The organism is Rossellomorea marisflavi, assembly GCF_001274775.1.
Classification (GTDB): Bacteria; Bacillota; Bacilli; order Bacillales; family Bacillaceae_B; genus Rossellomorea; species Rossellomorea marisflavi.
Genome location: NZ_LGUE01000005.1, coordinates 20,125 through 41,947, shown reverse-complemented (window position 1 = coordinate 41,947; position 21,823 = coordinate 20,125). Strand labels below are relative to the sequence as shown.

Genomic DNA, 21,823 nt, shown 5'->3' with positions numbered 1-21,823 from the left:
GCAATTATACAAATTTTCAGATTTAATCGGTTACATTCGATCTTTTTCCAAAATCCTCCCACAACCCTTGAAATCTTTGATATGATTTTACCTATTATTCAAACTATTTATACTATTAGTCACTACATATTGAAAAGGGGTTTTTTCATGGACCAACTACTCAGTCAGCTTGAACAGCACGCACAGGAAATGATCTCGATTCGCCGCTATCTCCACGAACGTCCCGAACTCTCTTTCCAAGAAGTCCATACGCCGGAATATATCGCAAACTACCTGAGCGAGCTCGGCATCGAGGTGCGGACCGGCGTTGGCGGGAACGGTGTCGTCGGTACGATCAAGGGCGGCCTGCCGGGTAAGACGGTGGCCCTCCGAGCAGACTTCGACGCCCTTCCCCTGCACGATGAAAAGGATGTACCGTATCGGTCAAAAGTTGATGGTGCCATGCACGCATGCGGTCACGATGCGCACACAGCCACTCTTCTGATCACGGCCAAGGTACTCCAGCAAAACCGGGAGCATCTGAAGGGGAACGTGGTCCTCATCCATCAATTCGGAGAGGAAGTCGCCCCCGGCGGAGCCAAGCCCATGATTGAAGACGGATGCCTGGACGGCGTCGATGCCATTTTCGGCACCCATTTATGGAGTACGATCCCTGTCGGGAAGATCGGCTATAATGCGGGACCGATCATGGCTGCGGCCGATAAATTCGAGGTGACCATCCAAGGGAAAGGTGGACACGGTGCATCTCCCCATGAGACTGTGGACAGCATCATGCTCGGCACGAACTACATCCAATGGCTGCAGCAGATCGTGAGCAGGCGCATCAATCCATTGTCCCCTGCGGTCATCACCGTCGGTTCCTTCCACGCAGGAGATGCCTTCAATATCATTGCCGACCGTGCTTCAATCGTCGGGACGGTACGGACGTTCGATGAAGGCACACAGGAATTCATCATCAAGGAGATGGAAACTTTCCTGAACGCTCTCTGCTCTGGCAGCGGCGCTTCTTACGAATTCAAGTATGACAAAGGGTATCCGGCGGTCATCAATCATATCGCCGAAACCGCCCACCTCGTTTCATGTGCCAAAGATCTCTTCGGAGACGACGTATTCGAGCTTGAACCGATGATGGGCGGGGAAGATTTCTCCCACTACTTGAACGAAGTACCGGGCACCTTCTTCTTCACAGGTGCAGGCAACCCCGAGAAAAATGCCATCTACCCGCATCATCACCCGAAGTTCGATATCGATGAGGATGCCATGATGAATGCAGCCAAAGTCCTTCTAAGTGCATCCGTTTCATACTTAGATAAGGCGGCCTCGACGACGGAAGCTGCCGTTCAAAAAAGCTGATCGATTCAATTCAAAAAAGGGGAGTGTGTCAATTGACACACTCCCCTTTCCCATTACATCAGTTCGTAATCTGTTACATTTCGTTCCACGATGCGTGCGCCTTCGATGGAAACGAGTGACCCGCCTGAACTTCCGAAAACATCCTTTGCAATCAGATTCTCCATGGCGGCCTTCACCGCGGCTGGATCCACCGGCTCTTTCGGCCCGATGACCGAAATCGTTGCCTGCTTGCCCATTTCATTCCTGAAAATCAATTCCAATGCTTTTGCCATTCTTTTCTCCTCCTCTTTTCATGATTCACCCTGCATTACGCGTTCACGTCGAATCGTTTGACCACTTCCACATTGGAAAGCGTCTTTTCCGAAAGACCCGCCAATGAATCAGCGGTGCTGTTGACGTCATCTGCAGATGCAGTTCCGTTGATGTAGCTGTAGGACTTGTACTCGAAAACCGGTTTGCCGTCACCATCAAGCCCTTTGTAAAACTGGAATCGGATACGTGTATCCTTTAAGTCGATCGCTGCCATGTTTATCACCCCCTTCACCCTTTATATAGGGTTTGGGAGCGTTTAAGGGTACCTGCCCCGTAAACTTTTTTCAGAACAAAAAAAGAACCGGCATCAGCCGGTCGGTCATGGTTGAAAAACAGTGGATTCAACCGGTATGCGTATAGTAAAAGTCGTCTTCTCATCGGTGGAACGACAGGTGAGGGTACCATTATGCTTCTCCACAAGCTTTCTACAAATGTAAAGGCCGATCCCTGTACCGAGATCCTTTGTCGTGAAGAAAGGCTCGAAGATCGCTTCAATTTTCTCTTCCTCGATCCGTGGCCCGTTATTGCAGAAGGTGACCACCACATCATCCTCCATCATTTCGCAGCTCACATTGATATGGCGGTAGCCTTGTACTTCCTGAAGGGCATCGATGGAATTCATGATCAGATTCAGGAATACCTGTCTGATTTCGTCCTTATTCCCTACAATCATCACATCCGGTGCACAATGACTCTGAATGGACACATCCCCGTCCAGAAGGGTCGGATAGAGAAATTCAATCAGCTCTTCCAGAAGGCTCATGAGGCTCATCCGCTCTTGCTTGCTTTCGATGAGCTCCTTCCGGGAAACATGGAGGAACTGGGAGATGCGGTAGTTCAGTTGATCAAGCTCATGCTGCATGATATCCATGTAGGGAAGATCGGGATAGTCATTTTTCAACAGCTTCATGAATCCGACGATGGAGGTCAAGGGATTCCTGAATTCGTGGACAAAGCTTGAGCTCATCTGCCCAAGGATGGTCAAGCGTTCTTTATGGGTCTGATCGATGTAGAGCTCCTTTTCCTTCAGCACCTGATCCTTGATTTCCGTATACCGTCTCACGGCCAAATAGGAAAAACGATCAAACAGCTCATTCACAAAGTCGAGCTTTGGCTGGAATCCACCGTGCTCCATAAAAGAGTGATTCAGCCATTTGATGATCGTGCTTTTCCCGATATTGACATTGTATACGAACTCACTGATGTTCACATCGGCATCCACCCGCTCCTGGGCGGTTTTATTGGCGAGGAAAAGCATCTCCTCTTCCGTGAGTGGTCTTTCAACCGCGCGTATGACAAGATGGAACATCCGTCTCGCATTACGCTCAACCTCTTCTTTATGCTTATCTGTATCTGAAATCACGATGTCATCGAGCCAGTTCTGGATCATTTCATTTTCATGCCGCTTCAAAAAATCTATCATCATTTCACTGGGACTAGTCATCTTTTGGTCAATCTCCTTCATTCCAGCACGATCTCTCACTAGTAATAACCCTATCATACCATTAATAAAGGCGGTAAATGGATGAGTTTGGCTTTTGGTGATACTTTCTTCTACTGTCAAAGTTGGAAAATCCCTTCCACCCGTCGGAATCCTCCGTATTTCTCTTCTATTCTCTTATTTCTATAGGATATTTCATTATAAAGAACTAGTAAACTTATAATAAAACACAAAAAACGACACTATATGACAAGGTTCTTCGCAAACTTCCTCTTTACGTGATGAAAATTACCTGCTACTATAGTTCTTAATAAAGAACAACCTCTTCTATCACGTCCTCTTTCCTATTCATTCTGTTGAATTCTCTCTTGCTTCTGTTCCTTTTTCACAGGCAAACAACCAGCACTCTCACCCTCCCACCCGTATGCGAATCATTGCCTGTTTGTTCACTATTAAGAACTAGAGGTGATCTCATTGAAGATGATCATAAGTATCCTGGTCCTTTGTATCATCCTCTTCCTATCATCAGACGTGACACCGGAGCGTCACGCTGAAGTCCTGACAGATGAAACCTTCCCTCTTACACCAGGGTATCATCCTCCCCGTGCACAGTCCCAAAGTAAATGGACGCTGATCTTTGAAGAAGAATTCAGCGGAAATGCTTGGAGAGAGAAATGGAATATACAGGACTGGCCGTCGGAGAAGAACGACGAACTCCAGTATTATACGCCCGATAATGTCTCGGTGAGGAACGGATACCTTGTCCTTTCCTCGAAGTCGGAGCGGTATAAGGGCAGGGACTATACATCAGGAGCCGTGACCACGGAAGATTTGTTTGAATTCACGTACGGAAAGGTGGAGATACGGGCAAAGCTCCCTTCTTCAAGAGGAATATTCCCAGCCCTCTGGCTCGTGAATTCTGAATCGGCTGATTGGCTTCCCGAGATCGATGTGGTGGAGAATATCGGACAGGAGCCGAACAACCTCTATTTCGTCCTTCACTGGAAAGATGATAAAGGCATTCAGAAACGGGATTACCTTACGTATACAGGGGAGGAAGCCTTTCACGAACATTTTCATACGTACGGGATGATTTGGGAAAAAGACAAAGTCTCCTGGACGCTCGATGGAGAAGTGGTATTCGAAACCACAGCCTTCTCTCCCGATTTGCCTCTCTTTCTTTATATGAATACGGCCATCGGCGGAATATGGCCGGGGGATCCCGATCCGGGGAATGTAAACGAAGAATTTCTGATTGACTATGTGCGGGTCTATCAAGACCGCGGGGAGGAATGAATATGCTATTGCTCTTGGTCACCTTCACACTTTTTATCGCCTTCGTCCTGTTTCAAACCGTCTATATCCTCGTCCCCCTGTTCAAGAATGAAAAGAAGAAACGGATCCCCATCAAACGACAGCACTCCTTCTCCATCATCGTTCCCGCTTATAATGAAGAGATGGTGATCGAGAATTGCATTCACGGCTATTTGCATCAGGCTCACCGGGACGCGGAGCTGATCATCGTGAACGATGGGTCGACCGATTCCACTTTCGATGTACTGAAGAAACTGCTGGATCTCCGTCTCTACCACAGACCGGGCGCAGGCGGGCTGCTTCATAAGGAGGTCATCAATATCTTCCGCTCCTCTCTCCATCCCTCGATCTATGTCCTTGATAAAGTCAATGGCGGGAAAGCCGATGCACTGAATGCAGGCATCACCTTCAGCCGCAACGAGCTTGTGGTCACCCTGGATGCCGATAGTATCCTTGGGGAAGATGCGTTAATGGAAATGAACGCTGCCTTTCAAGATCACAGGGTCATCGCCTGCGGTGGCAACGTCTTGATTTCTCAGGCATTCTCAGGTGAAATCGGGAATCTGAAGCCAACATTTACGATCCCGAACGTGATCCGCTATCAGTTCCTTCAATATCTGACCGCCTTCCTCCTCCACAAGCGGGCACAGGCAGCGGTCGGCGCCATCACGGTCATCGCCGGGGCGTTCGGCACATTCCGCCGGGAGACACTGTTCCACATACAAGGCTTCCGCAGTACGATTGGCGAAGATATGGATATCACCCTGAAGCTGCACCGTTGGATCGAAGAGAATGGCAGGAGCTCGCGGATCGCCTTTGTTCCTTCCGCCGTCTGCTACACGGAGTGCCCCGATACATTGAAGTCCATGTTCAAGCAGCGGGTCCGATGGCAGAAGGCGTTCATCGACTGTCTCATTCACTACCGCTCATCCTATTTCACCCGGTTTTCCTGGAGATTCTCCCTTTTTTTCCTGGTCGATCAGTTCATCATCGGCACGCTGAATGCGTTCACCGTGATTGTTGCACCCGTCGTCTTCATCTTCCGCCATGACGGGATGACGCTTTTCCTGTTCCTCGGGCTGACAGCCGTCCTGCTCTTCATGTATCAAAGCATCATCACGATCTATATCAGCAGGCTTCACGGCATCCGGTTCTCGAAACAGGACATCATCCGGATCCTTTGCTTCCTGCCTGTGGAAATCGGCGTGTACCGGATGATCAACCTCGTCTTCGTCGTGTACGGCACCCTCTCCTACTTCCATCAGCCCCAGTCATGGGATAAGTTTGAACGGACCGGGACGGTGGGCTGGAAGGGAGTGAAGCGGGCATGATGATGAAGAGCCTATTCGCATCCGGCTTCCTCGCCCTTCTTTTCAGCATCTTTGCAGGCATTTTCCTCTACTTCACCGAGCTTCTTCCCCCTGAGCCTGTCGCGACTGCCTCGGCAGACAGCAACATCCAGATCGACGCCTGCGCGAAGGAACCCAGGACGTTTACGGGCAGTACGAGAACGGACGGTACGGTCCCGATCCTCACCTATCACCGCATCGTGGATGACGGCGATCTGTCGTCCCGGCACATGGTCGACGGGAAGGTGAACCAGATGATCGTCACGAAGGAGGAATTCGAGAAGCAGATCGCTTTTTTGAAAGAAGAAGGCTTCACGTCCCTTACCCTTCCTGAGCTCCATGAATTCCTTGTAAACAAACAGGAGATCCCCAAAAAGAGCGTGGTTATCACCTTCGACGACGGATATAAAGACAACGTGACCGAGGCATATCCAATTTTGAAGAAGCACGGATTTCAGGCTGCGAGCTTCCTGATCGCAGGTATGATCACAGCGGAAGACCATCCCTTCACCCCGGAATACGTCCAGTACGCCAGCATGAAGGAGCTTGCCTCCGCCTGTCCCGTCTTTTCCTATTACAGCCACACGTTTGACTTCCATCACCGGAAAGGATCCTCCATGGAGGATGAGAAAAGCTTTTTGATCACGGAAGACGCAGATGCCATCAAAAAAGACCTTGCGAAAAGCATCGGGGTCCTGAAGGGTGAGAGCCTTGCATTTGCTTATCCCTACGGGGAATATTCACCCAAGTCCATCAGGATCCTGAAGGACCTCGGCATCGCCATGGCGTTCACAACGGAAGAGCGTGACGCTTCCCAAGCCGATCACCTTTATGAGCTTCCGCGGCATTCGGTCTTTCATGATACAACCATGACCAAGTTCCGATCCATCTTCAAACCCCATCATTGAAGAAAGCCGTCCCGGGATGAACGGGACGGCTTTCATTATAGTTTCATCTTGCCGAAGACATGCTTCTCGAAGTCATCTGGAGACAGAGGCCTGCTGATGGCATACCCCTGGATCACATCGCATTCGGTCTGTTTCAGGAAGTCGTATTCCCCCATATCCTCGACTCCTTCTGCCGTGACCTTCAGCTGCAGATGCTTGGCCATGGAAATGATGCTCATGACGATGGCTTTGTGATCCTCATGGGAAGAGATCCCCTTGATGAAGGAGCGGTCGATCTTCAACGTATCGAGTGGATACTGTTTCAGATAGCTCAGGCTCGAGTAACCCGTCCCGAAATCATCCATGGAGATGGAAACCCCGATCTCCTTTAGTTCGTTCAGCTTCCGGATCATGATGTCGAGTTCATACATGGCGATGCTCTCGGTGACTTCAAGATCGAGATAATCCGGATTGAGACCCGTCCGCTTCAGAACGTCCTTCACCATGCAGGCAAATGATTCGTCAAGGAGCTGCTTGATCGAGACATTGACGCCTACCTTCATCGGCGGATAGCCGGCACGCTGCCAGCGGACGTTCTGCTTGCAGGCTTCCTTCAGCACCCATTCCCCGATCGGGATGATGAGTCCCGTTTCTTCAGCAACGGGGATGAATTCAGACGGCGACACGGGACCCAGGGTTTGGTTCGTCCATCGAAGGAGCGCCTCCATCCCGCACACCTTCTCGGTAGAAAGATGCCAGGACGGCTGATAATGCAAGGTCAGTTCGTTGCGGGAGAGAGCCGATCGCAGCTCTTTCTCGATGACCATTTTCCGGTAGAACTGATGGTTCATTTCATCAGAGAAGAACTGGAAGCTGTTCTTCCCTTTCTCTTTCACATAGTACATGGCCGTGTCGGCATTTTTCATGAGCGTCTTGGCGTCTCGGGCATCCTGTGGATAAAGGCTGATCCCGATGCTCGGTGTGATGGTATATTCCTGGCCCTGTATCCAGAACTCCCTTCTGAACTGATCAAGCAGATCGTTGGCGATGGCCACCGCGTCCTCCTTGGAACAATCCGGGAAGAGAAGGGTGAACTCATCCCCGCCAAGCCGATAGACGTTCGCTCCATACGGTCGCAGGAAATCTTCCAAGCGCTCTGAAACTTCAATGAGGAGCAAATCCCCGAAGTCGTGACCGAGGGTATCATTGATGTATTTGAATCGATCCAGATCGATGAGCATGAGGGCTCCACCGGAGGCATCTTCAAGGAAGCCTGTGAGATCATCATTGAACTGCCGGCGATTCGGAAGCCTCGTCAATACATCGTGATTTGCCTGATAGGCAAGCTCTTCTTCATGCTCCTTCCGCTCCGTGATGTCGGTGGATACACAGAGCACCAGGGTGGTGTCATCCGTCACAATGGGGATCTTCGACGTTTGGAGCCAGCGGACACCGCCGCTAGTGTCGACGAATTTCTCTTCCTCGACATCGATCCCCTTCATCGTCCGCAGGATGAACCGGTCCATTTCCGCGATGTCCCTGCCCGACTGCCTGCTCTCCCGGAGCTCCAGATCGGTCTTGCCGATCATCTCATCCTTGGAGAGCCCGAATAAGGAGGCGTAAGCGAGATTCACCAGGGAATACCTCCCGTCCTCATCTTTTGCATAAATATAGCTCGGATTCATATCGATCACCGTCCTGAGGAAGGTGTGCTGCTCATCGATCCGTTCATTCATCTTCTTCACGGTTTCCACGTGGATGCGATTAGACAAGATCAGGATGGAAATGGCGAAAAGCAGGACCGCGAATGAACTTGGTAGCAGCATGGAACCAGGGTAGAGATTCAGTACCCCGAGGGAATAGCCCACCACGGTGGAGATGGTGAAGTGGATCAGGAAGGAACGCTGAGCCGGGCTCTCGATCCATCTCGATAATAAATAGGATACAGCGAGACTGACGGCGAACATGATCGTATTCAGATAAAACACCCACGAATACTCGCCCGGTACAGGGAAGTAGAATGGGAATGCATGACCTGGATTGATCACCCGCAGGGAGGCGACCCCCTTCTCGGTCCATCCGATCACATAAACGGCGAAACTCCAGCAATAGAAGAAGATGAGGATGCTCCTATTCATGAAGAAGCGCCACCTGGTCCCCTTCAAGTGCTTCATCTCCTGCGTATAGACGGTGTAGGCCACGTGGAAGAGAATCGGTGCGATCATGATGCTGCCGAACCGGAAGAGCCTGAAGAGAAACTCGACTACCTCCTCAGGGAGCAGCGTATAAGCGAATAATACCGATACATCCAACTGCCAGAACGTGGCGAAAACGAGGAATAAGAAAAGCACCCTCGATAGACGGCTCCCTTTGAACATGCGAAGGATGGTGGCGCCGATGATGATCGGGATCAATGCGACGATAACTGAGTATAAAAAAAACATGATGCCATCCCTCCTACTTCGAAATTAGCATACAGGCATTATTCCCGCTTATGCCGTGTGTGGTGATGCTGACGCTCGAGACCGGCTGATAGATTGTTTCCCTCACCAAGGGAAGGGACTCGAACCCTTTCTGCCTGGTTTTGATGGTGGGCGGGATAAATCCGTACTCCATGGACAGGATGGAAGAGATCGTCTGGATCGCTCCCATGGCGGCAAAGGAATGCCCCGTCATCCCCTTGATGGACGTGATCGGGACCTTCCCTTTGAACATGCGATGGTGATTCTTGGATTCGATCCGGTCATTCACCTTCAGGCCGAGTGCCTGGCTGTTCACATAGGTCGGTGTCACATCCCCTACGACCGCCTGGAGGACCGAGAGCATCTCTTCACCTGTTTCGTCTGCATGGAGCATCGGCTTCCCTTCATTTCGTGAGACCACTTTTCCGATACTTCCGTGGACGTGACGCCCCCTTTTCAGCGCGTCTTCCCTTCTTTCGAGGATGAGCATGGCCGCTCCTTCTGCGAGGACGAAGCCGTCATGCTGCTCAGAGAAAGGGACGCCTGCATCGGTGATGGAGCTGGCAGATTGTATGGCCTTCATCTTGAGGAAGCCATTGATGCTCCACTGTCCAAGAGGAGCATCGGTCCCCCCGACAAGGCAGGCATCGACCTGACCCGTCTTAAGCAGTAATTTCCCCAGGGACACGGCATCGAGACTCGCCGTACAGCCTGTCGTAAGGGTATACGCTGGCCCCTTCGCCCCGATATGCTCCGATACAGTGGAGGAAATCGTATGGGAATCTACGATGGAAACCCCGTGGACCGGATAGCCTTTCAATCCGGATGCCACCGGGGCATAGGCTTCCACTTCCAGGATCGCTCCTGCCGATGTACCGATGATGACGCCGATCCGCCTGGGATCCGCCGACAGCCCGCTCATATCGACCGCATCGCGTGCGGCCGCGACGGCGAGTCTTGTCGATCTCGGATACCGCCGGTAATTCCTGTTGCCGAACGTCTCGAACTCATCGTCGATCAGCCCCGCAATGATATCCCCTTCGTTCCTTCCCTTTCCTTTCAGGATGGAGTGGGTGCAAATCCCTGCCTCCAATATATGATGGAATTCTTGTTTATTCTTTGCACCGGGTATCTTCAGGCCATACCCGGTCACGACTATATCTTCCAATCGAACCATCCTTTACATATAGTAGAACATATACCCACAATACATATTATATAAGGAAAAGAGACATATTCCATTATAATTCGACATAAATAAGATGGTCCCTGCTTGTGCAGTGAAGAGAAAACGGTTCTACCAGCTTCAGTGAAAATAAAAATAGCGCCCGGAATCCGGACGCTATAAATCAAATCGTTCTTTAAAGTGGAATGGAACCGTGAACTGATGCTCGTCACCCGTCAGATACGGGGAATCGAAATAGCTCCGTTCCTTTTCAGAGAGTGAATCGGCCCAAGGGGAATAGGTGCGGAACCGGATCTTATCGTGCTTTTCATCAAACTCAGCAAGCCTCATCCAACCGTTACCGCCGTTGTAGCTTGATTGATAGTCGACGAGGACCTGGATGACGGGATGCCCGAAACGGTTTTCCTTTATCCGGTGCACGGTTCCCTGGTGGTGTCCGTTCACGGTCATGAACACCTGATCATTCCCATCCACAAGGCCTTCCCACAGGCGACTGCCGCGATTCGTATCGACAGGGAACGTCCCGTCGCTTGTGAGGATCTCATGGGACAAGAGGATCGTCGGGATCCCGGGGTGCTCCTTCAGTACCTTTTTGGCCCACGGCAAGTCTTTCTTCAGGTGGCCCATGTCCACCGAGAGGAAGAGGTATTCGTAGCTTCCCGCTTCCGTAATGGAATAGGAGCTGAATTTTGACGGGGACGTCCCCTTATAATAAGGCTTATCCGTGTAGCGCTTCGGTCCGTAATAGTAGAGATAGGGATTGCCGAGCCCATAATCATGATTCCCTGCTAGGGTGATATAGGGGACCCTGCGGCGGTCGAGGACACTCAGGCTAAGGGATGAGTGCTCCCACTGCTTGGCCGAATCACTCTGATCCACCATATCCCCAAGGAATGCCGTCATGGCAATATTCAATTTCTCCTGCATGGTGGAAATCCATTTCACCTGCTGATGGAACAGCGCAGGCATGTAGCGGACCGTCTTCTGGGGATCGGGCACGAAGAGGAAGTTGTAGTTTTCCTTGTTGCCCAGCAGATGGCCTTTGTTGCTCATCCCGCTGCGCAGACTATTTTTCCTCGGTTCCGGAATGAGCCACTTCCCTTTTGGGAGCGCCTTATCCGAAATGCGGATCTCCTGGATGCTTCCGGCGAATAATGAACCCTTGCCGATTCCCTTTCCGATCGTCCACACCCCTTTGTTGGGTGCCAGCAGTCCGGTGACGGTGGATGCATTCTGGCGGAAATCTTCCGCGCCATTGATGAACACCCTCGTCTTCTTGCCGTCATTGACCACGGCGATGTGATACCAATCCTTTTTCCCCGGGAGGGCAAAGGACCCGAACACCCTGGATTTCTTACCGTTTGCCGGTGTTCCCTCCCACTGCACCTGTTTGAAATGCGTGATGGTCAGTTCAGACCCTTTCCTGCCGAGGATCCCCATGCCACTGTATTCATCCCTTGTGAACGGATCGGGAAGCTTGATGACCGCTTCAATGGTATAGCCTTTCAAGAAGGCCTCCCCATTAAGGGGGGCATCTTTGCCGGTCTGAAAATATTGCCCCCCCTTCAAGCTTTTGCGGTTATGGAAATCGAGGCTTCCGACGATGAATTTCCGTGCGATATCATCCTTCGACCAGTTCAAGAGCCCATCGGTTCCGTCGTTGACCAGGACGAGCTCATTGCCTTTCCCGCTCCGGTCCTTCAAGATCAGTTTCCCCTCATCCAGTGATCCGCTCTTCACTTCACTCTTGGAGAATCGCCAATGAGCCACCGTGCTGTCATCGGCGGCTTCAGCCGTGAAGGGAGAGACGATGCCCATGAACGCGGCAAGGATGAATGCCACCCATATTCTTTTCACTAGTTCCCCTCCTCCGTCGTGAATGATTTGCTCTTAGTATGGACGAAGAGGATGTATGTATGTGTGATATTTCCTATACAAAAAGACCCTGCCGGCAAGACAGGGTCCCATGGTTTACAACTGTTTTTTTAAGCGAATCCGTTGGGAAGGCTTCAGGAGGGCAAGGAGCGGCATATGCCGTTCATGGACCCAGCCCACCACGTTGACGGAAGGATCGGCTTCCAAAGGGTGTAGGACGATCCCCATCTCCCCGCGGTAGCGCCCATAGTCATCATTATCCCTCGTGATGGCTCCCGGCGTGCGCTCAATGCATGCTTCAGGCGAAACGCCGGTAGCCGTCCTTGTGTTCATGATCCTGAGAACATCCCGCCCCGGATCAGGCCTCAGGGCATACTCACCCTCCACCTCACCTGAGCCTTCATAGGAAAGGGTGATGATCCCATTCCCGTCCAGCTCGTGAAGGTGATTCAAAAGGTCCGGTGACCATCCTGGATCGCCGATGAATACCCCGCTGACCCCCTCATGGAAAAGACCGGCTGCATGGACGTATGGATCTCCGTGCCTGTGATCTTCAAGCGTCGGGAGTCCCTGGAATAACGGTCCCCGCCGCTCCTCATCTCCGGGTACGAAAGCATACACGGGAATCCCGAATGTGTCGAACATCTCCTGCTGGGAACGAAAAAACGCTGTGCTGATCCCCGTTTCCTTTCGCGGATAAAAATTGTGCCATGCGATCAGGGCGAAAGGATCGATTCCCATCCCCAACCATTCCTCGACCTCTTCCTTCCTGACGGTACTGGCATTGATGGCGAGCTTGAAGTGATGGGAAAGATGCTCCACATCCTCGCGCGAGAACCCATCATCCAGTCTCAGTGCCGTGACCCCAAGGGACCTCATCTCCCTGAAGCATGTAAGGCCGAGCATCTCCGGAGTCTGCCGTGAAACATCGGCGAACACCTCGAACCCTTCATCATGAAAAAGGGAAAGAAGCTGGCGGATCCGCTCCTGTCCGGCAGGCTCCTCCGGGATATGAAAGGATGTGAAAGCCTGTTTGATCCCCATGGCAGAGGCCCGGATGATCCGTTCTTCTGCCCGTGGATCAGACAGATAAATCGAAATACCGATCATTCAAACTCACTCGCCATCTCATCTTTGAACCCGAATGCATACGTCAACAAGAAGCCTGCCAGATACGCAATGAGCAATCCAAGGACGTAATAGAGGATTTCCCCTGCGTTTACCAGGAAGATCAACGGTACACCCGAAACACCGATGGCGAAGGTCGCCACATCGAAATGGGCCTGGAAGGCACCGCCGAAACCGGCGCCGAGACAAGCCGTCAGGAACGGACGGCCAAGAGGCAGCGTCACCCCGAAGATCAATGGTTCACCGATGCCGAGGATACCGGCAGGAAGGGAACCTCCGATGGCCCGCTTCAGCTTTGCCTTTTTCGTTTTGAAGAAGATGGCGAAGGCCGCTCCGACCTGACCGGCACCACCCATGGCGAGGATCGGCAGAAGCGGATCATCCCCGATGGAATTGATGAGCTCAAGATGCACAGGCGTCAAGCCCTGATGCAGTCCGGTCACGACAAGCGGGAGGAATGTCGCCCCAAGGACGAATCCTGCACCGATACCGCCGACTTCGATCAATGATAATAATCCTTTAGTAATAATATCAGATATGAATCCACCCACCGGCATGAAGACGGTATACGTCAATAAACCTGTGACCAAGAGAGCAATCGTCGGCGTAAAGATGATATCGATGGCCTGTGGCATGATTTTCCGGACATTCTTCTCAACAAAGGCCATGAAGACGGCAGCAATCAAGACCCCGATCAGTCCGCCCCTGCCCGGAAGGAGATTTTCCCCGAAGAGGGCTATGTCACCGATGGCCGGGTTGATGATCAGGATCCCTGCAAGTCCCCCGAGCGCCGGTGAACCGCCGAATTCCTTGGCAGCATTCACCCCGACGAGGATGCCGAGGTAGGCAAACAACCCGCTTCCGATCACAGACAGCATCATCACGAGATCGGATTCACCATTCAGCCATCCGGCCTGGACGAAGAATTTCGTAAAGCCTGTGATGAGACCGGAAGCGATTAATGCAGGAATAAGAGGAATGAAGATATTGGCGATCCTTCTCAGTAAAAGCTTGACCGGCGTACTGTTCTTTTTCTTCAGTTCCGCCTTCCGGTCAGCAGCCCGTGCCTTCAGGTCGATGTCGCCTCCATCTTCTGCAACGAGTTTCCCGAACTCTTCCGTGACCTTGTTCACTTTCCCCGGTCCTAAAATGACCTGGTAGGTGTCGTCTTCCACAAACCCGATGACACCATCGATGTCCTTCATGGTTGCTTTCTCGACAAGACTCTCATCGGCAACCTTTACACGAAGCCTTGTCATGCAATGCTCGTAGCTTGTGATGTTCCCCGCACCGCCGAACTTCCTCAGTATCGCTGCTGCCAGTTCTCTGTTTGTCACTGCGACCCTCTCCTCTCGACCCCTTTTATTTTTTTATATCTGACGCCAGCGGGTGGGACTATTCTTCAATAGCCACCCGAACGTACCCGTTGGCATCCCGCAGCCGGTCCTTCGCCTCGTCATACCCGCAGCCGAGCTTGATCATGACGATGGAGGCCTTGACCTCATTATGGGCAAGCTTCAACGTCTTCAGCGCCGTATCTTCATCGGTCCCAGTGATATCACGGATGATGCCGACGGCCCTTCTTTCCAGCTTATAGTTGCTGATATTCACATCGACCATGAGATTGCCGTAAGCTTTTCCAAGTTTGATCATGGACGCAGTGGAGATCATATTGAGCACGAGCTTCTGAGCCGTTCCCGCTTTGAGCCTTGTTGACCCCGTCAGTGCTTCGGGACCTACATTCACTTCAATTTTATGCTCGGCTTCCTCAGATATTCTCGCCCCTTCGTTGCAGGAGAGTGCGACGGTGACGGCCCCGACTTCCCTAGCGTACCGGAGTCCCCCAATCACATACGGCGTCCGCCCGCTTGCTGCAATCCCCACGACCGTATCCTCAGGAGAAAGCTGAAGTGCGGCGAGGTCTGATGCACCAAGCCCTTCATTATCTTCCGCTCCTTCTACGGCTTTCACGAATGCCCGTTCACCACCGGCGATCAAGCCGACGACCACATCGCTCCCCACGCTGAAGGTCGGTGGGCACTCCACCGCATCAAGGACGCCGAGCCTGCCGCTTGTGCCAGCCCCCATATAGATGAGCCTGCCCCCTGAAGAGATGGATGTCACTACTTTATCCACCACTTCTTCCACAACAGGAAGGACTTTCTTAACGGCTTCTGCCACTTTATGATCTTCATCATTCATCATCCGCAACACCTCAGCGGTACTGGCGGTATCGATCTTCAACGTATCCGGATTGACCTTCTCGGTTCCCAGTTCATACACATTATCCTGCATTTCAATTCCTCCTAAATCTCGTACGCGCTTTCATCCTTATTATAATCCCTTTTAAAATTATATTTCAACGGATTTGTAAAATTCATAAAATTATATTTTAGTGTAAAAACGGCAACGAAAAAACCCGGTTGACCTAAGAAGGGGACAGGGAGAGAATAAAAAGTTCTCCTTATGCCACCATTGATCAACCGGGTTCCAGCCGTAAGGTTTATTTCATATCAGTTCTTCGCACCATGCGGTCTCGGGTATCGGCTGAAATAATTCATCGTCACCGCGCCGCGTTGGAGCTGTCTATGTAGCACGTCATACGAACAATTCACTTCCATCTTCAGGCCGTTGGTGAAATGGACGAACGTTTTCCCGCAGGCGACGGTCGTTGAATGGACATGACGGCAGAATAACCAGATGCAATCATCATTATCGGGTGATTGAGTAGGGATGGCCAGGATGTAGTCCATGAGACTGACCAAAAGCGGTGTCTTTCGATCGTACGACAATACTCTTCGAACGGCCCTGATCCGTCCTTTATAATCGGATCCGTGGACGATGCAGGATTCTTCAAGCACTTCTTTCACAGTCTTTTTACTGTACGTGACTTCCCCTGAACAATCGACAACCTTTGACTGATGCACTCCGTCATAGGAAGGATAAATGGCTGCCGTTCTTTCAGTAATCAACACCTCAAACTTTTTCACATGATCACCCCATATTTTTTAGTCCTAAAGAACTAGAACTTTATCATTATTATAGGTATATCATCCATAACTTCCACTATATTGTTAAAAAGTTTAACTTTATTTGTAAAAAAGTTTTCAGTTCATAAAAAAACCGCGCAGGGGATGATCCCTGATCGCGGTCATTTCAATCATTCATTACCTCTTTGATCACAGCTTCCACAAAAGCAGGCGTCTTCACAAACGCACTCTCGATATGAAGTCGTTCGGTGCGCTTATGGGCATCCTTCCCGAACGGTCCCACGTTCAGGACGGGGGCATCAAGGTTCGCCATGGCATCGAACGGAATGGAGTAGGTTGTTTCCCACACCGGGGTGTTCTCTTCATACACGGTCCAGCCGTGATGCTCATCCTTGAAATTCACATAGCTCAAGTCTGAAATCCCGTTGAAGTAGTGGATCTGCTCCACCTCCAGTCCGAAAGACCGCTCCGCCTCCCTCCTCACCTTCTCCACCAGCTTCTGCACAAGTGGAGAGTCAGACGTGTTCACCGCAGGATAATACGGAGGGGTATACATCAAGACGATGGCAGGCGTCAGCTCCTGACAATCAATGAGAAGGGTATCGGCCATCTTGAATGATTTCTCCCGATCGTCCCCGATATAAGAGCGGATATCCTGCTTCAATGCTTCGATGTATTCCTTCCCCATCTTCATCTTGGCATAGCGGAGAAGCTCCCCGTAGCGCAGGACGGATACATCGCCGATCGCCGGGATCCCTTCCCTTTCGCACAGTTCCCCGTACCACTCATTGCACTCGTCTGCCGCTTCCCTGGCCACCTCCTCGAAGGTATTCATCACATCGGCAGCCGAGCGCTTCATCGTGAACACATTGTACATGGCCACGGTACCGAACGGCGTCTGGGCCGAATAATTCAGGCGCAGGTCTTCCTGGAGCAATGTGATCGGAAGTGGCGTCGACTCGCCTTGGTCGCTTTCCCGGAACAGGGGATTCCATTCCATCTTCCGGGTCAGGAATGACGCCATGAAAGATGAAGTCAACCCGCTTAGAGGCTCCCCGACATGGGTTTCCCTCCCGTAGAAAAGCGCCGACGGCATGATTTTCCCGATGGAGCCCGAATAGACTTTATAGGCCGTATCCGTCGGGTTCTGGGAGAAGACCGGCTCCCCGTTCAGGAAAAGGGTGTAGGTAAGTCCATGCTCATCCCTCATGTCATTGAGGGCCGTCACGGCAGCCCTCATACCGGAAGAGTTGACCTCCTCATCCGGTACCGTCAACAGGACCAGATTCACAGGCCACCCTTCCTCTGCCGCTTTCTCGATGATCGCCATATGGACGGCAAGCCCCGCCTTCATGTCCATCGTACCCCGTCCCCACAGGAACGTGCCGGCTTCGAGATCCTTCTTGGCTTCCGGATGAAGTTCCGATGAGTACTGAGGAAGCTCTTTGGTGAGTGCCTCAGGATTGAATGCAAGTGCTTCGAGTACCCCGTATTCTTCCGTACTCACCGTATCGAAGTGACTGATGAGGACGATGGTCTTCTTTGCTTGCGGATGCTTATAAAGGGCCGTCAGGAATGAACGCCCAAGATCGGCTTCCCCAAGCTTCAGCTGCTGCGGATGCTCGGTAAAATACGGAATGCCTTTCATTTTCTCCATCAGCTTCCTGGGGAACTCGATTTCCCCTTCCGTCAATGTCCTGCTGTGCCAGCCGACGAGCTCACAAAGCAGTGCTCGCAATGCTTCCGGCGTTTGCCACTTTGCCATGACCCTTCCCCCTTTTATCGATCTTCTCTATAATATCCCTGCATACGCTGTCTGATCTGAGTCATATGATGACGCATTTGCCTTTTCGCTGACTCCCTGTCCCCGACCTTGAGGAAACGGACGAGGCGAACATGTTCTTCGTAGGCTTCCATCGCACTCATCCTCAGCCTGCCAGACAATCCGAGGAAGGCACGGTTCACTCCCGTATTGGATGCTTTGATCATGTCCTTCAGCTTCGGATTCGGATTCGGTGCCGCCAACAGGAGATGAAAGCGCCGGTCCAGATCAATGAACTCATCGTATCGGTCCTCTAGTATCGCACGGTGCTGCGCTTCCAGATTGTCGTCCAGTTCACCCATAAGGCTGTCATCCAGTTCCGGGATCACCTCGAGATTATATACCTCGAGAAGCTCCCTGATCTCCAGATGCTGCAGCCCATCCTCCTCTGTGAAGGAAGCGACGACGGCGATCTTCGCATCTGAAATGGTCACCAGTCCTTCTGCAGCAAGTTTCCTCAACGCTTCCCTGATCGGCGTCCGGCTGATCCCATATTCTTCGGCAAGCCTTTTCTCCGGAAGCTCATCCCCCGAGGAAAGCTCTCCTGAAAGAATCTGCTTCCTGAGGAGCTGGAACGCCTGACCTGCCAGTGTTTTCTTAATGATCAAACCCTTCCCCCCTTGTTTGAATCATTCCCGGTATACCGTATACATGTATCGTACGGTATGATACCCTACCTGTAAATAGACTTTTTTGAAAATTAGTAAAACGAGGAAGGTGTCAGCACATGGATCCCCAATGGATCAATGAATTAATAGAAGAAATTGGCACAGACGGTGTAACCATCAACGAAACCGCCTTGCTTCAGCATAGCCAAGATGAGTCCCATCATCCCGGGGTCAGCCCGGATGTGGTCGCTTCTCCTAAAAACACGGAACAGGTAGCAACCATTCTCCGGACCGCATCCCGGTACGGGATCCCCGTGACTCCATACGGAGCGGGATCCGGATTGGACGGAGGCGCTATCCCGCTCCACAACGGGATCTCCCTCGATTTCACACGGATGGACCGTATCCTCCACTTCAGCCCCGAAGATATGAGCGTTACCGTCCAGCCCGGCATCACCCGTCTTGCCCTGAACAAACAGATCAACAGTCATGGTCTCCACTTCCCCATCGATCCGGGAGCCGATGCAAGCATCGGCGGCATGACCGCAACGAACGCAAGCGGGACCACCGCCGTCCGCTACGGATCCATGAGGGATCAGGTACTCGACCTTGAAGTTGTCTTGGCTGACGGCAGAGTCATCCATACCGGCAGCCGTGCCAAAAAATCATCCAGCGGCTATCACCTCAATGGTCTCTTCACAGGATCGGAAGGAACCCTCGGCATCATCACCGGCATCACCCTGAAGCTCCATGGTACACCCGAGCATCTGATTGCAGCCCGCTGTACGTTTCCTTCTCCGAAAGCCTGTGCAGAAGCAGCCCATCTGATCCTCATGAGCGGGATCCCCGTCCAGCGGATCGAACTGGTCGACTCCGAAAGCATCCGTCAGGTGAATGCATACGGACAATATGCATTTCCCGAGGAGCATTCCCTTTTCTTCGAATTCGCCGGAACGAAGGGCGGTGTGGAGGAAGAAGCAAGTCTCGCAGAAGAGCTGATGAAGGACGCGGGATGCAGCCACTGGGAACGCGCCGCGGGATCGAAGGAAAGAAGCGAAATCTGGAGGGCAAGACATGAGCTCTCCTATGCCTTCAGCCATATTCCAGGGAAGAAGATGCTCGGCTCCGATGTGTGCGTTCCACTCTCACATCTGGCCGATCTTGTCGTCCATGCACGGACCCTCATCGAAGGCAGCGGACTTCTCGGAGGCGTCTTCGGACATGTCGGGGACGGAAACTTCCACACAAGCATCGTCTATGACCCGAAGAAACCCCATGAACGCGAAAAAGCCCTTCATATCAATGAAGAGCTCGTACTTAAAGCACTCCAATCAGGAGGGACCTGCACCGGAGAGCACGGAGTCGGCATCGGGAAGAAAAAATACCAGGTGCAGGAGCACGGAGAAGCCGCGGCGGTCATGGCATCCTTCAAGCACCTCCTCGATCCTGAAGGGATCCTGAACCCGGGGAAAATCTTCGACTGACCCTCCCCCGGAACATCCAACGTCATATCCCCGCTACTATTCTGATAAGATAAGAGAAAAAGAGGAGGAGGCTGAGAGGGTTGAAGAATGTCACGAAAGTCATCATACCCGCTGCCGGTCTCGGGACCCGTTTCCTGCCGGCGACGAAAGCACAGCCCAAGGAAATGCTCCCCATCGTCGACAAGCCGACGATCCAATACATCATCGAAGAAGCCGTTTCTTCCGGCATCACGGATATCATCATCATTACCGGTCGGGGAAAAAGAAGCATCGAAGATCACTTCGATAAATCCTATGAACTGGAGTCCACCCTCGCCGATAAAGGAAAGTGGGAGGAGCTAGAAGAGATACAGTCGATTTCGAATCTCGCAAACATCCATTATATCAGGCAGAAGGAACCCCTGGGACTCGGGCATGCCGTCCTGTGCGCCCGCTCGTTCATCGGGGATGCCCCTTTTGCCGTCATGCTCGGCGATGACCTCATCGACTCCAAGGTTCCGTGCCTGAAGCAGCTCATCAGCTCGTACGATGAGCTGGGTGGTCCCATCCTAGGGGTCCAGCGCATCGACCATGATGAAACCGGAAAATACGGGATTGTCCAAACAGGTCCGCAAACCGCGCGTTCAGGCTGCCATATCGTCGACGGGCTCATCGAGAAACCGGACCCTTCCCATGCCCCATCAGACCTTGCCATCATGGGCCGCTACATCCTCACCCCCGAGATCTTCTCTTACCTTGAAGACCTCGGACCCGGAGCGGGCGGCGAATACCAGCTCACCGACGCCATCCATCACTATAGCAGCAACCACCCGGTCTATGCCCAGGAATTCGACGGGGAGCGATATGACATCGGCGATAAGTTCGGCTTTATCCGCGCCACGATTGATTTTGCGCTGAAGCGGGATGGACTTGGGGAGGAGCTGCGTGCCTATCTTCGGCAACTTGGAAGACAAGGATAAAGGAAAAAGGCCGGATCCGGCCTTTTTCCTTTTGTCATCTGGGAAGCGTAAAGATCTCTCCCACCTCACTATAATTCCCTGCCAAGCGCCCCAGAGGAGAAAGACGGTCCAAGTCCACCTTATAATCCCCCAGATATACGTCTTCCTGAATGTGATAATAGGTCACTCTTCCGATGATCAACCAATCAGAGCCAAGGGAAATCATCTGTTCCAACCTGCACTCCATCTGGATCGGTGCTTCCTTCACTCGTTTTGCCCTCACGGTACGACTCTCAACAGGAGTAACACCCGCCCTTTTAAATTCGTCTATTGTTTCCTCCACGTTTTCCGCTGTCACGTGCATCTGATTCCCGAGAGAGGCAGGAACAACATTCACCACGAACTCACCGATCGCTTTTATATTCACAAACGTGTCCTTTTCTGTCCCCGTCCTCTCCCCTACACCCGGCCCGATGGAGAAACAGAGCATCGGAGGATTACGCGAAGCGACCGTAAAAAAACTGAATGGAGCCAGATTCAAACACCCTGCCTCGGAAATGGTCGATACCCAGGCAATGGGTCTTGGAACAACCGACCCACTCAATAATTTATACATTTGATTGTCATGTAACTGACTCGGTTTGAACTCTATCAATCTGCCATTCTCCTTCCCT

General features: G+C 51.9%; 19 protein-coding genes. 6 read left to right on the top strand and 13 right to left on the bottom strand.

Annotation, left to right across the window (positions count from 1 at the left end; translation table 11 throughout):
• The first annotated feature begins 147 nt into the window (after window positions 1-147).
• Complete coding sequence (locus AF331_RS15505; RefSeq protein ID WP_053429019.1) at window positions 148-1,353, top strand: M20 family metallopeptidase; 1,206 nt, start codon at window positions 148-150, stop codon at window positions 1,351-1,353.
• 53 nt (window positions 1,354-1,406) lie between these two features.
• Here the strand turns inward: AF331_RS15505 and AF331_RS15500 are convergent, their stop codons facing one another.
• The 3 genes from AF331_RS15500 to AF331_RS15490 form a co-directional block, all read right to left on the bottom strand.
• Window positions 1,407-1,625 carry a DUF2922 domain-containing protein gene (locus tag AF331_RS15500; RefSeq protein ID WP_053429018.1) on the bottom strand — a complete coding sequence of 73 codons (219 nt, stop codon included), beginning with the start codon at window positions 1,623-1,625 and terminating at the stop codon, window positions 1,407-1,409.
• Window positions 1,626-1,660: 35 nt separating this feature from the next.
• Window positions 1,661-1,879: a DUF1659 domain-containing protein gene (locus AF331_RS15495; RefSeq protein ID WP_053429017.1), complete on the bottom strand. Its 219-nt coding sequence runs from the start codon at window positions 1,877-1,879 to the stop codon at window positions 1,661-1,663.
• A gap of 105 nt (window positions 1,880-1,984) precedes the next feature.
• The gene (locus AF331_RS15490; protein ID WP_268786981.1) at window positions 1,985-3,088 is read right to left on the bottom strand and encodes a histidine kinase N-terminal domain-containing protein; all 1,104 of its coding nucleotides are present in this window, start codon (window positions 3,086-3,088) and stop codon (window positions 1,985-1,987) included.
• A 498-nt stretch (window positions 3,089-3,586) separates the two neighbouring features.
• Here AF331_RS15490 and AF331_RS15485 point away from each other — a divergent pair, with 498 nt between their 5' ends.
• Genes AF331_RS15485 through AF331_RS15475 form a run of 3 tightly spaced genes read left to right on the top strand, consistent with a single transcriptional unit; the run spans window position 3,587 to window position 6,677 of the window.
• Window positions 3,587-4,402: a glycoside hydrolase family 16 protein gene (locus AF331_RS15485; RefSeq protein ID WP_082347029.1), complete on the top strand. Its 816-nt coding sequence runs from the start codon at window positions 3,587-3,589 to the stop codon at window positions 4,400-4,402.
• A gap of 2 nt (window positions 4,403-4,404) precedes the next feature.
• On the top strand, window positions 4,405-5,751 hold the full coding sequence (locus tag AF331_RS15480; RefSeq protein WP_053429014.1) for a glycosyltransferase family 2 protein: 1,347 nt from the start codon (window positions 4,405-4,407) through the stop codon (window positions 5,749-5,751).
• On the top strand, window positions 5,748-6,677 hold the full coding sequence (locus tag AF331_RS15475; RefSeq protein ID WP_053429013.1) for a polysaccharide deacetylase family protein: 930 nt from the start codon (window positions 5,748-5,750) through the stop codon (window positions 6,675-6,677). Before AF331_RS15480 ends, AF331_RS15475 begins: the two co-directional genes overlap by 4 nt.
• Window positions 6,678-6,712: 35 nt before the next feature.
• On the opposite strand, the gene AF331_RS15470 is transcribed toward AF331_RS15475, so the two are convergent.
• The 9 genes from AF331_RS15470 to AF331_RS15430 all read right to left on the bottom strand — a co-directional run bounded on the left by AF331_RS15470 (window position 6,713) and on the right by AF331_RS15430 (window position 18,727).
• Window positions 6,713-9,100 carry an EAL domain-containing protein gene (locus AF331_RS15470; RefSeq protein ID WP_053429012.1) on the bottom strand — a complete coding sequence of 796 codons (2,388 nt, stop codon included), beginning with the start codon at window positions 9,098-9,100 and terminating at the stop codon, window positions 6,713-6,715.
• Between the two features lie 13 nt (window positions 9,101-9,113).
• Window positions 9,114-10,286, bottom strand: coding sequence for a beta-ketoacyl synthase N-terminal-like domain-containing protein (locus tag AF331_RS15465; RefSeq protein ID WP_053429011.1), 1,173 nt, complete (start codon window positions 10,284-10,286; stop codon window positions 9,114-9,116).
• A gap of 174 nt (window positions 10,287-10,460) precedes the next feature.
• Window positions 10,461-12,161, bottom strand: a complete 1,701-nt coding sequence (locus AF331_RS15460; RefSeq protein WP_053429010.1) for a LamG-like jellyroll fold domain-containing protein — start codon at window positions 12,159-12,161, stop codon at window positions 10,461-10,463.
• Window positions 12,162-12,275: 114 nt separating this feature from the next.
• The gene (locus AF331_RS15455; RefSeq protein ID WP_053429009.1) at window positions 12,276-13,289 is read right to left on the bottom strand and encodes a MupG family TIM beta-alpha barrel fold protein; all 1,014 of its coding nucleotides are present in this window, start codon (window positions 13,287-13,289) and stop codon (window positions 12,276-12,278) included.
• Window positions 13,286-14,644, bottom strand: coding sequence for a PTS transporter subunit EIIC (locus AF331_RS15450; protein ID WP_053429008.1), 1,359 nt, complete (start codon window positions 14,642-14,644; stop codon window positions 13,286-13,288). The genes AF331_RS15455 and AF331_RS15450 overlap by 4 nt, the downstream gene beginning before the upstream one ends.
• Window positions 14,645-14,702: 58 nt before the next feature.
• Window positions 14,703-15,602 carry an N-acetylmuramic acid 6-phosphate etherase gene (murQ, locus tag AF331_RS15445; protein WP_053429007.1) on the bottom strand — a complete coding sequence of 300 codons (900 nt, stop codon included), beginning with the start codon at window positions 15,600-15,602 and terminating at the stop codon, window positions 14,703-14,705.
• A gap of 218 nt (window positions 15,603-15,820) precedes the next feature.
• Entirely contained in the window at window positions 15,821-16,297 is a 477-nt protein-coding gene (locus AF331_RS15440; RefSeq protein WP_053429006.1) for a competence protein ComK, read from the bottom strand.
• Window positions 16,298-16,463: 166 nt separating this feature from the next.
• On the bottom strand, window positions 16,464-18,062 hold the full coding sequence (locus AF331_RS15435; protein ID WP_053429005.1) for a M20/M25/M40 family metallo-hydrolase: 1,599 nt from the start codon (window positions 18,060-18,062) through the stop codon (window positions 16,464-16,466).
• A gap of 14 nt (window positions 18,063-18,076) precedes the next feature.
• Window positions 18,077-18,727 (bottom strand): GntR family transcriptional regulator, encoded by a 651-nt coding sequence (locus AF331_RS15430; RefSeq protein WP_053429004.1) that lies wholly within the window; start codon window positions 18,725-18,727, stop codon window positions 18,077-18,079.
• Between the two features lie 119 nt (window positions 18,728-18,846).
• Here AF331_RS15430 and AF331_RS15425 point away from each other — a divergent pair, with 119 nt between their 5' ends.
• Both AF331_RS15425 and galU read left to right on the top strand, forming a co-directional pair.
• Window positions 18,847-20,211: an FAD-binding oxidoreductase gene (locus AF331_RS15425; protein WP_053429003.1), complete on the top strand. Its 1,365-nt coding sequence runs from the start codon at window positions 18,847-18,849 to the stop codon at window positions 20,209-20,211.
• Window positions 20,212-20,291: 80 nt separating this feature from the next.
• Window positions 20,292-21,170: a UTP--glucose-1-phosphate uridylyltransferase GalU gene (galU, locus tag AF331_RS15420; protein WP_053429002.1), complete on the top strand. Its 879-nt coding sequence runs from the start codon at window positions 20,292-20,294 to the stop codon at window positions 21,168-21,170.
• A 34-nt stretch (window positions 21,171-21,204) separates the two neighbouring features.
• Here galU and AF331_RS15415 read toward each other — a convergent pair whose 3' ends face one another.
• On the bottom strand, window positions 21,205-21,804 hold the full coding sequence (locus AF331_RS15415; RefSeq protein ID WP_327205422.1) for a flavin reductase family protein: 600 nt from the start codon (window positions 21,802-21,804) through the stop codon (window positions 21,205-21,207).
• Between the last annotated feature and the right edge of the window lie 19 nt (window positions 21,805-21,823).

Coding starts and splice junctions, on each gene's coding strand:
- AF331_RS15425 (WP_053429003.1), top strand. CDS start 18,847: ATGGATCCCCAATGGATCAATGAATTAATAGAAGAAATTGGCACAGAC.
- AF331_RS15505 (WP_053429019.1), top strand. CDS start 148: ATGGACCAACTACTCAGTCAGCTTGAACAGCACGCACAGGAAATGATC.
- AF331_RS15495 (WP_053429017.1), bottom strand. CDS start 1,879: ATGGCAGCGATCGACTTAAAGGATACACGTATCCGATTCCAGTTTTAC.
- AF331_RS15435 (WP_053429005.1), bottom strand. CDS start 18,062: ATGGCAAAGTGGCAAACGCCGGAAGCATTGCGAGCACTGCTTTGTGAG.
- AF331_RS15500 (WP_053429018.1), bottom strand. CDS start 1,625: ATGGCAAAAGCATTGGAATTGATTTTCAGGAATGAAATGGGCAAGCAG.
- AF331_RS15480 (WP_053429014.1), top strand. CDS start 4,405: ATGCTATTGCTCTTGGTCACCTTCACACTTTTTATCGCCTTCGTCCTG.
- AF331_RS15485 (WP_082347029.1), top strand. CDS start 3,587: ATGATCATAAGTATCCTGGTCCTTTGTATCATCCTCTTCCTATCATCA.
- AF331_RS15455 (WP_053429009.1), bottom strand. CDS start 13,289: ATGATCGGTATTTCGATTTATCTGTCTGATCCACGGGCAGAAGAACGG.
- AF331_RS15470 (WP_053429012.1), bottom strand. CDS start 9,100: ATGTTTTTTTTATACTCAGTTATCGTCGCATTGATCCCGATCATCATC.
- AF331_RS15490 (WP_268786981.1), bottom strand. CDS start 3,088: ATGATAGATTTTTTGAAGCGGCATGAAAATGAAATGATCCAGAACTGG.
- murQ (WP_053429007.1), bottom strand. CDS start 15,602: ATGCAGGATAATGTGTATGAACTGGGAACCGAGAAGGTCAATCCGGAT.
- AF331_RS15475 (WP_053429013.1), top strand. CDS start 5,748: ATGATGATGAAGAGCCTATTCGCATCCGGCTTCCTCGCCCTTCTTTTC.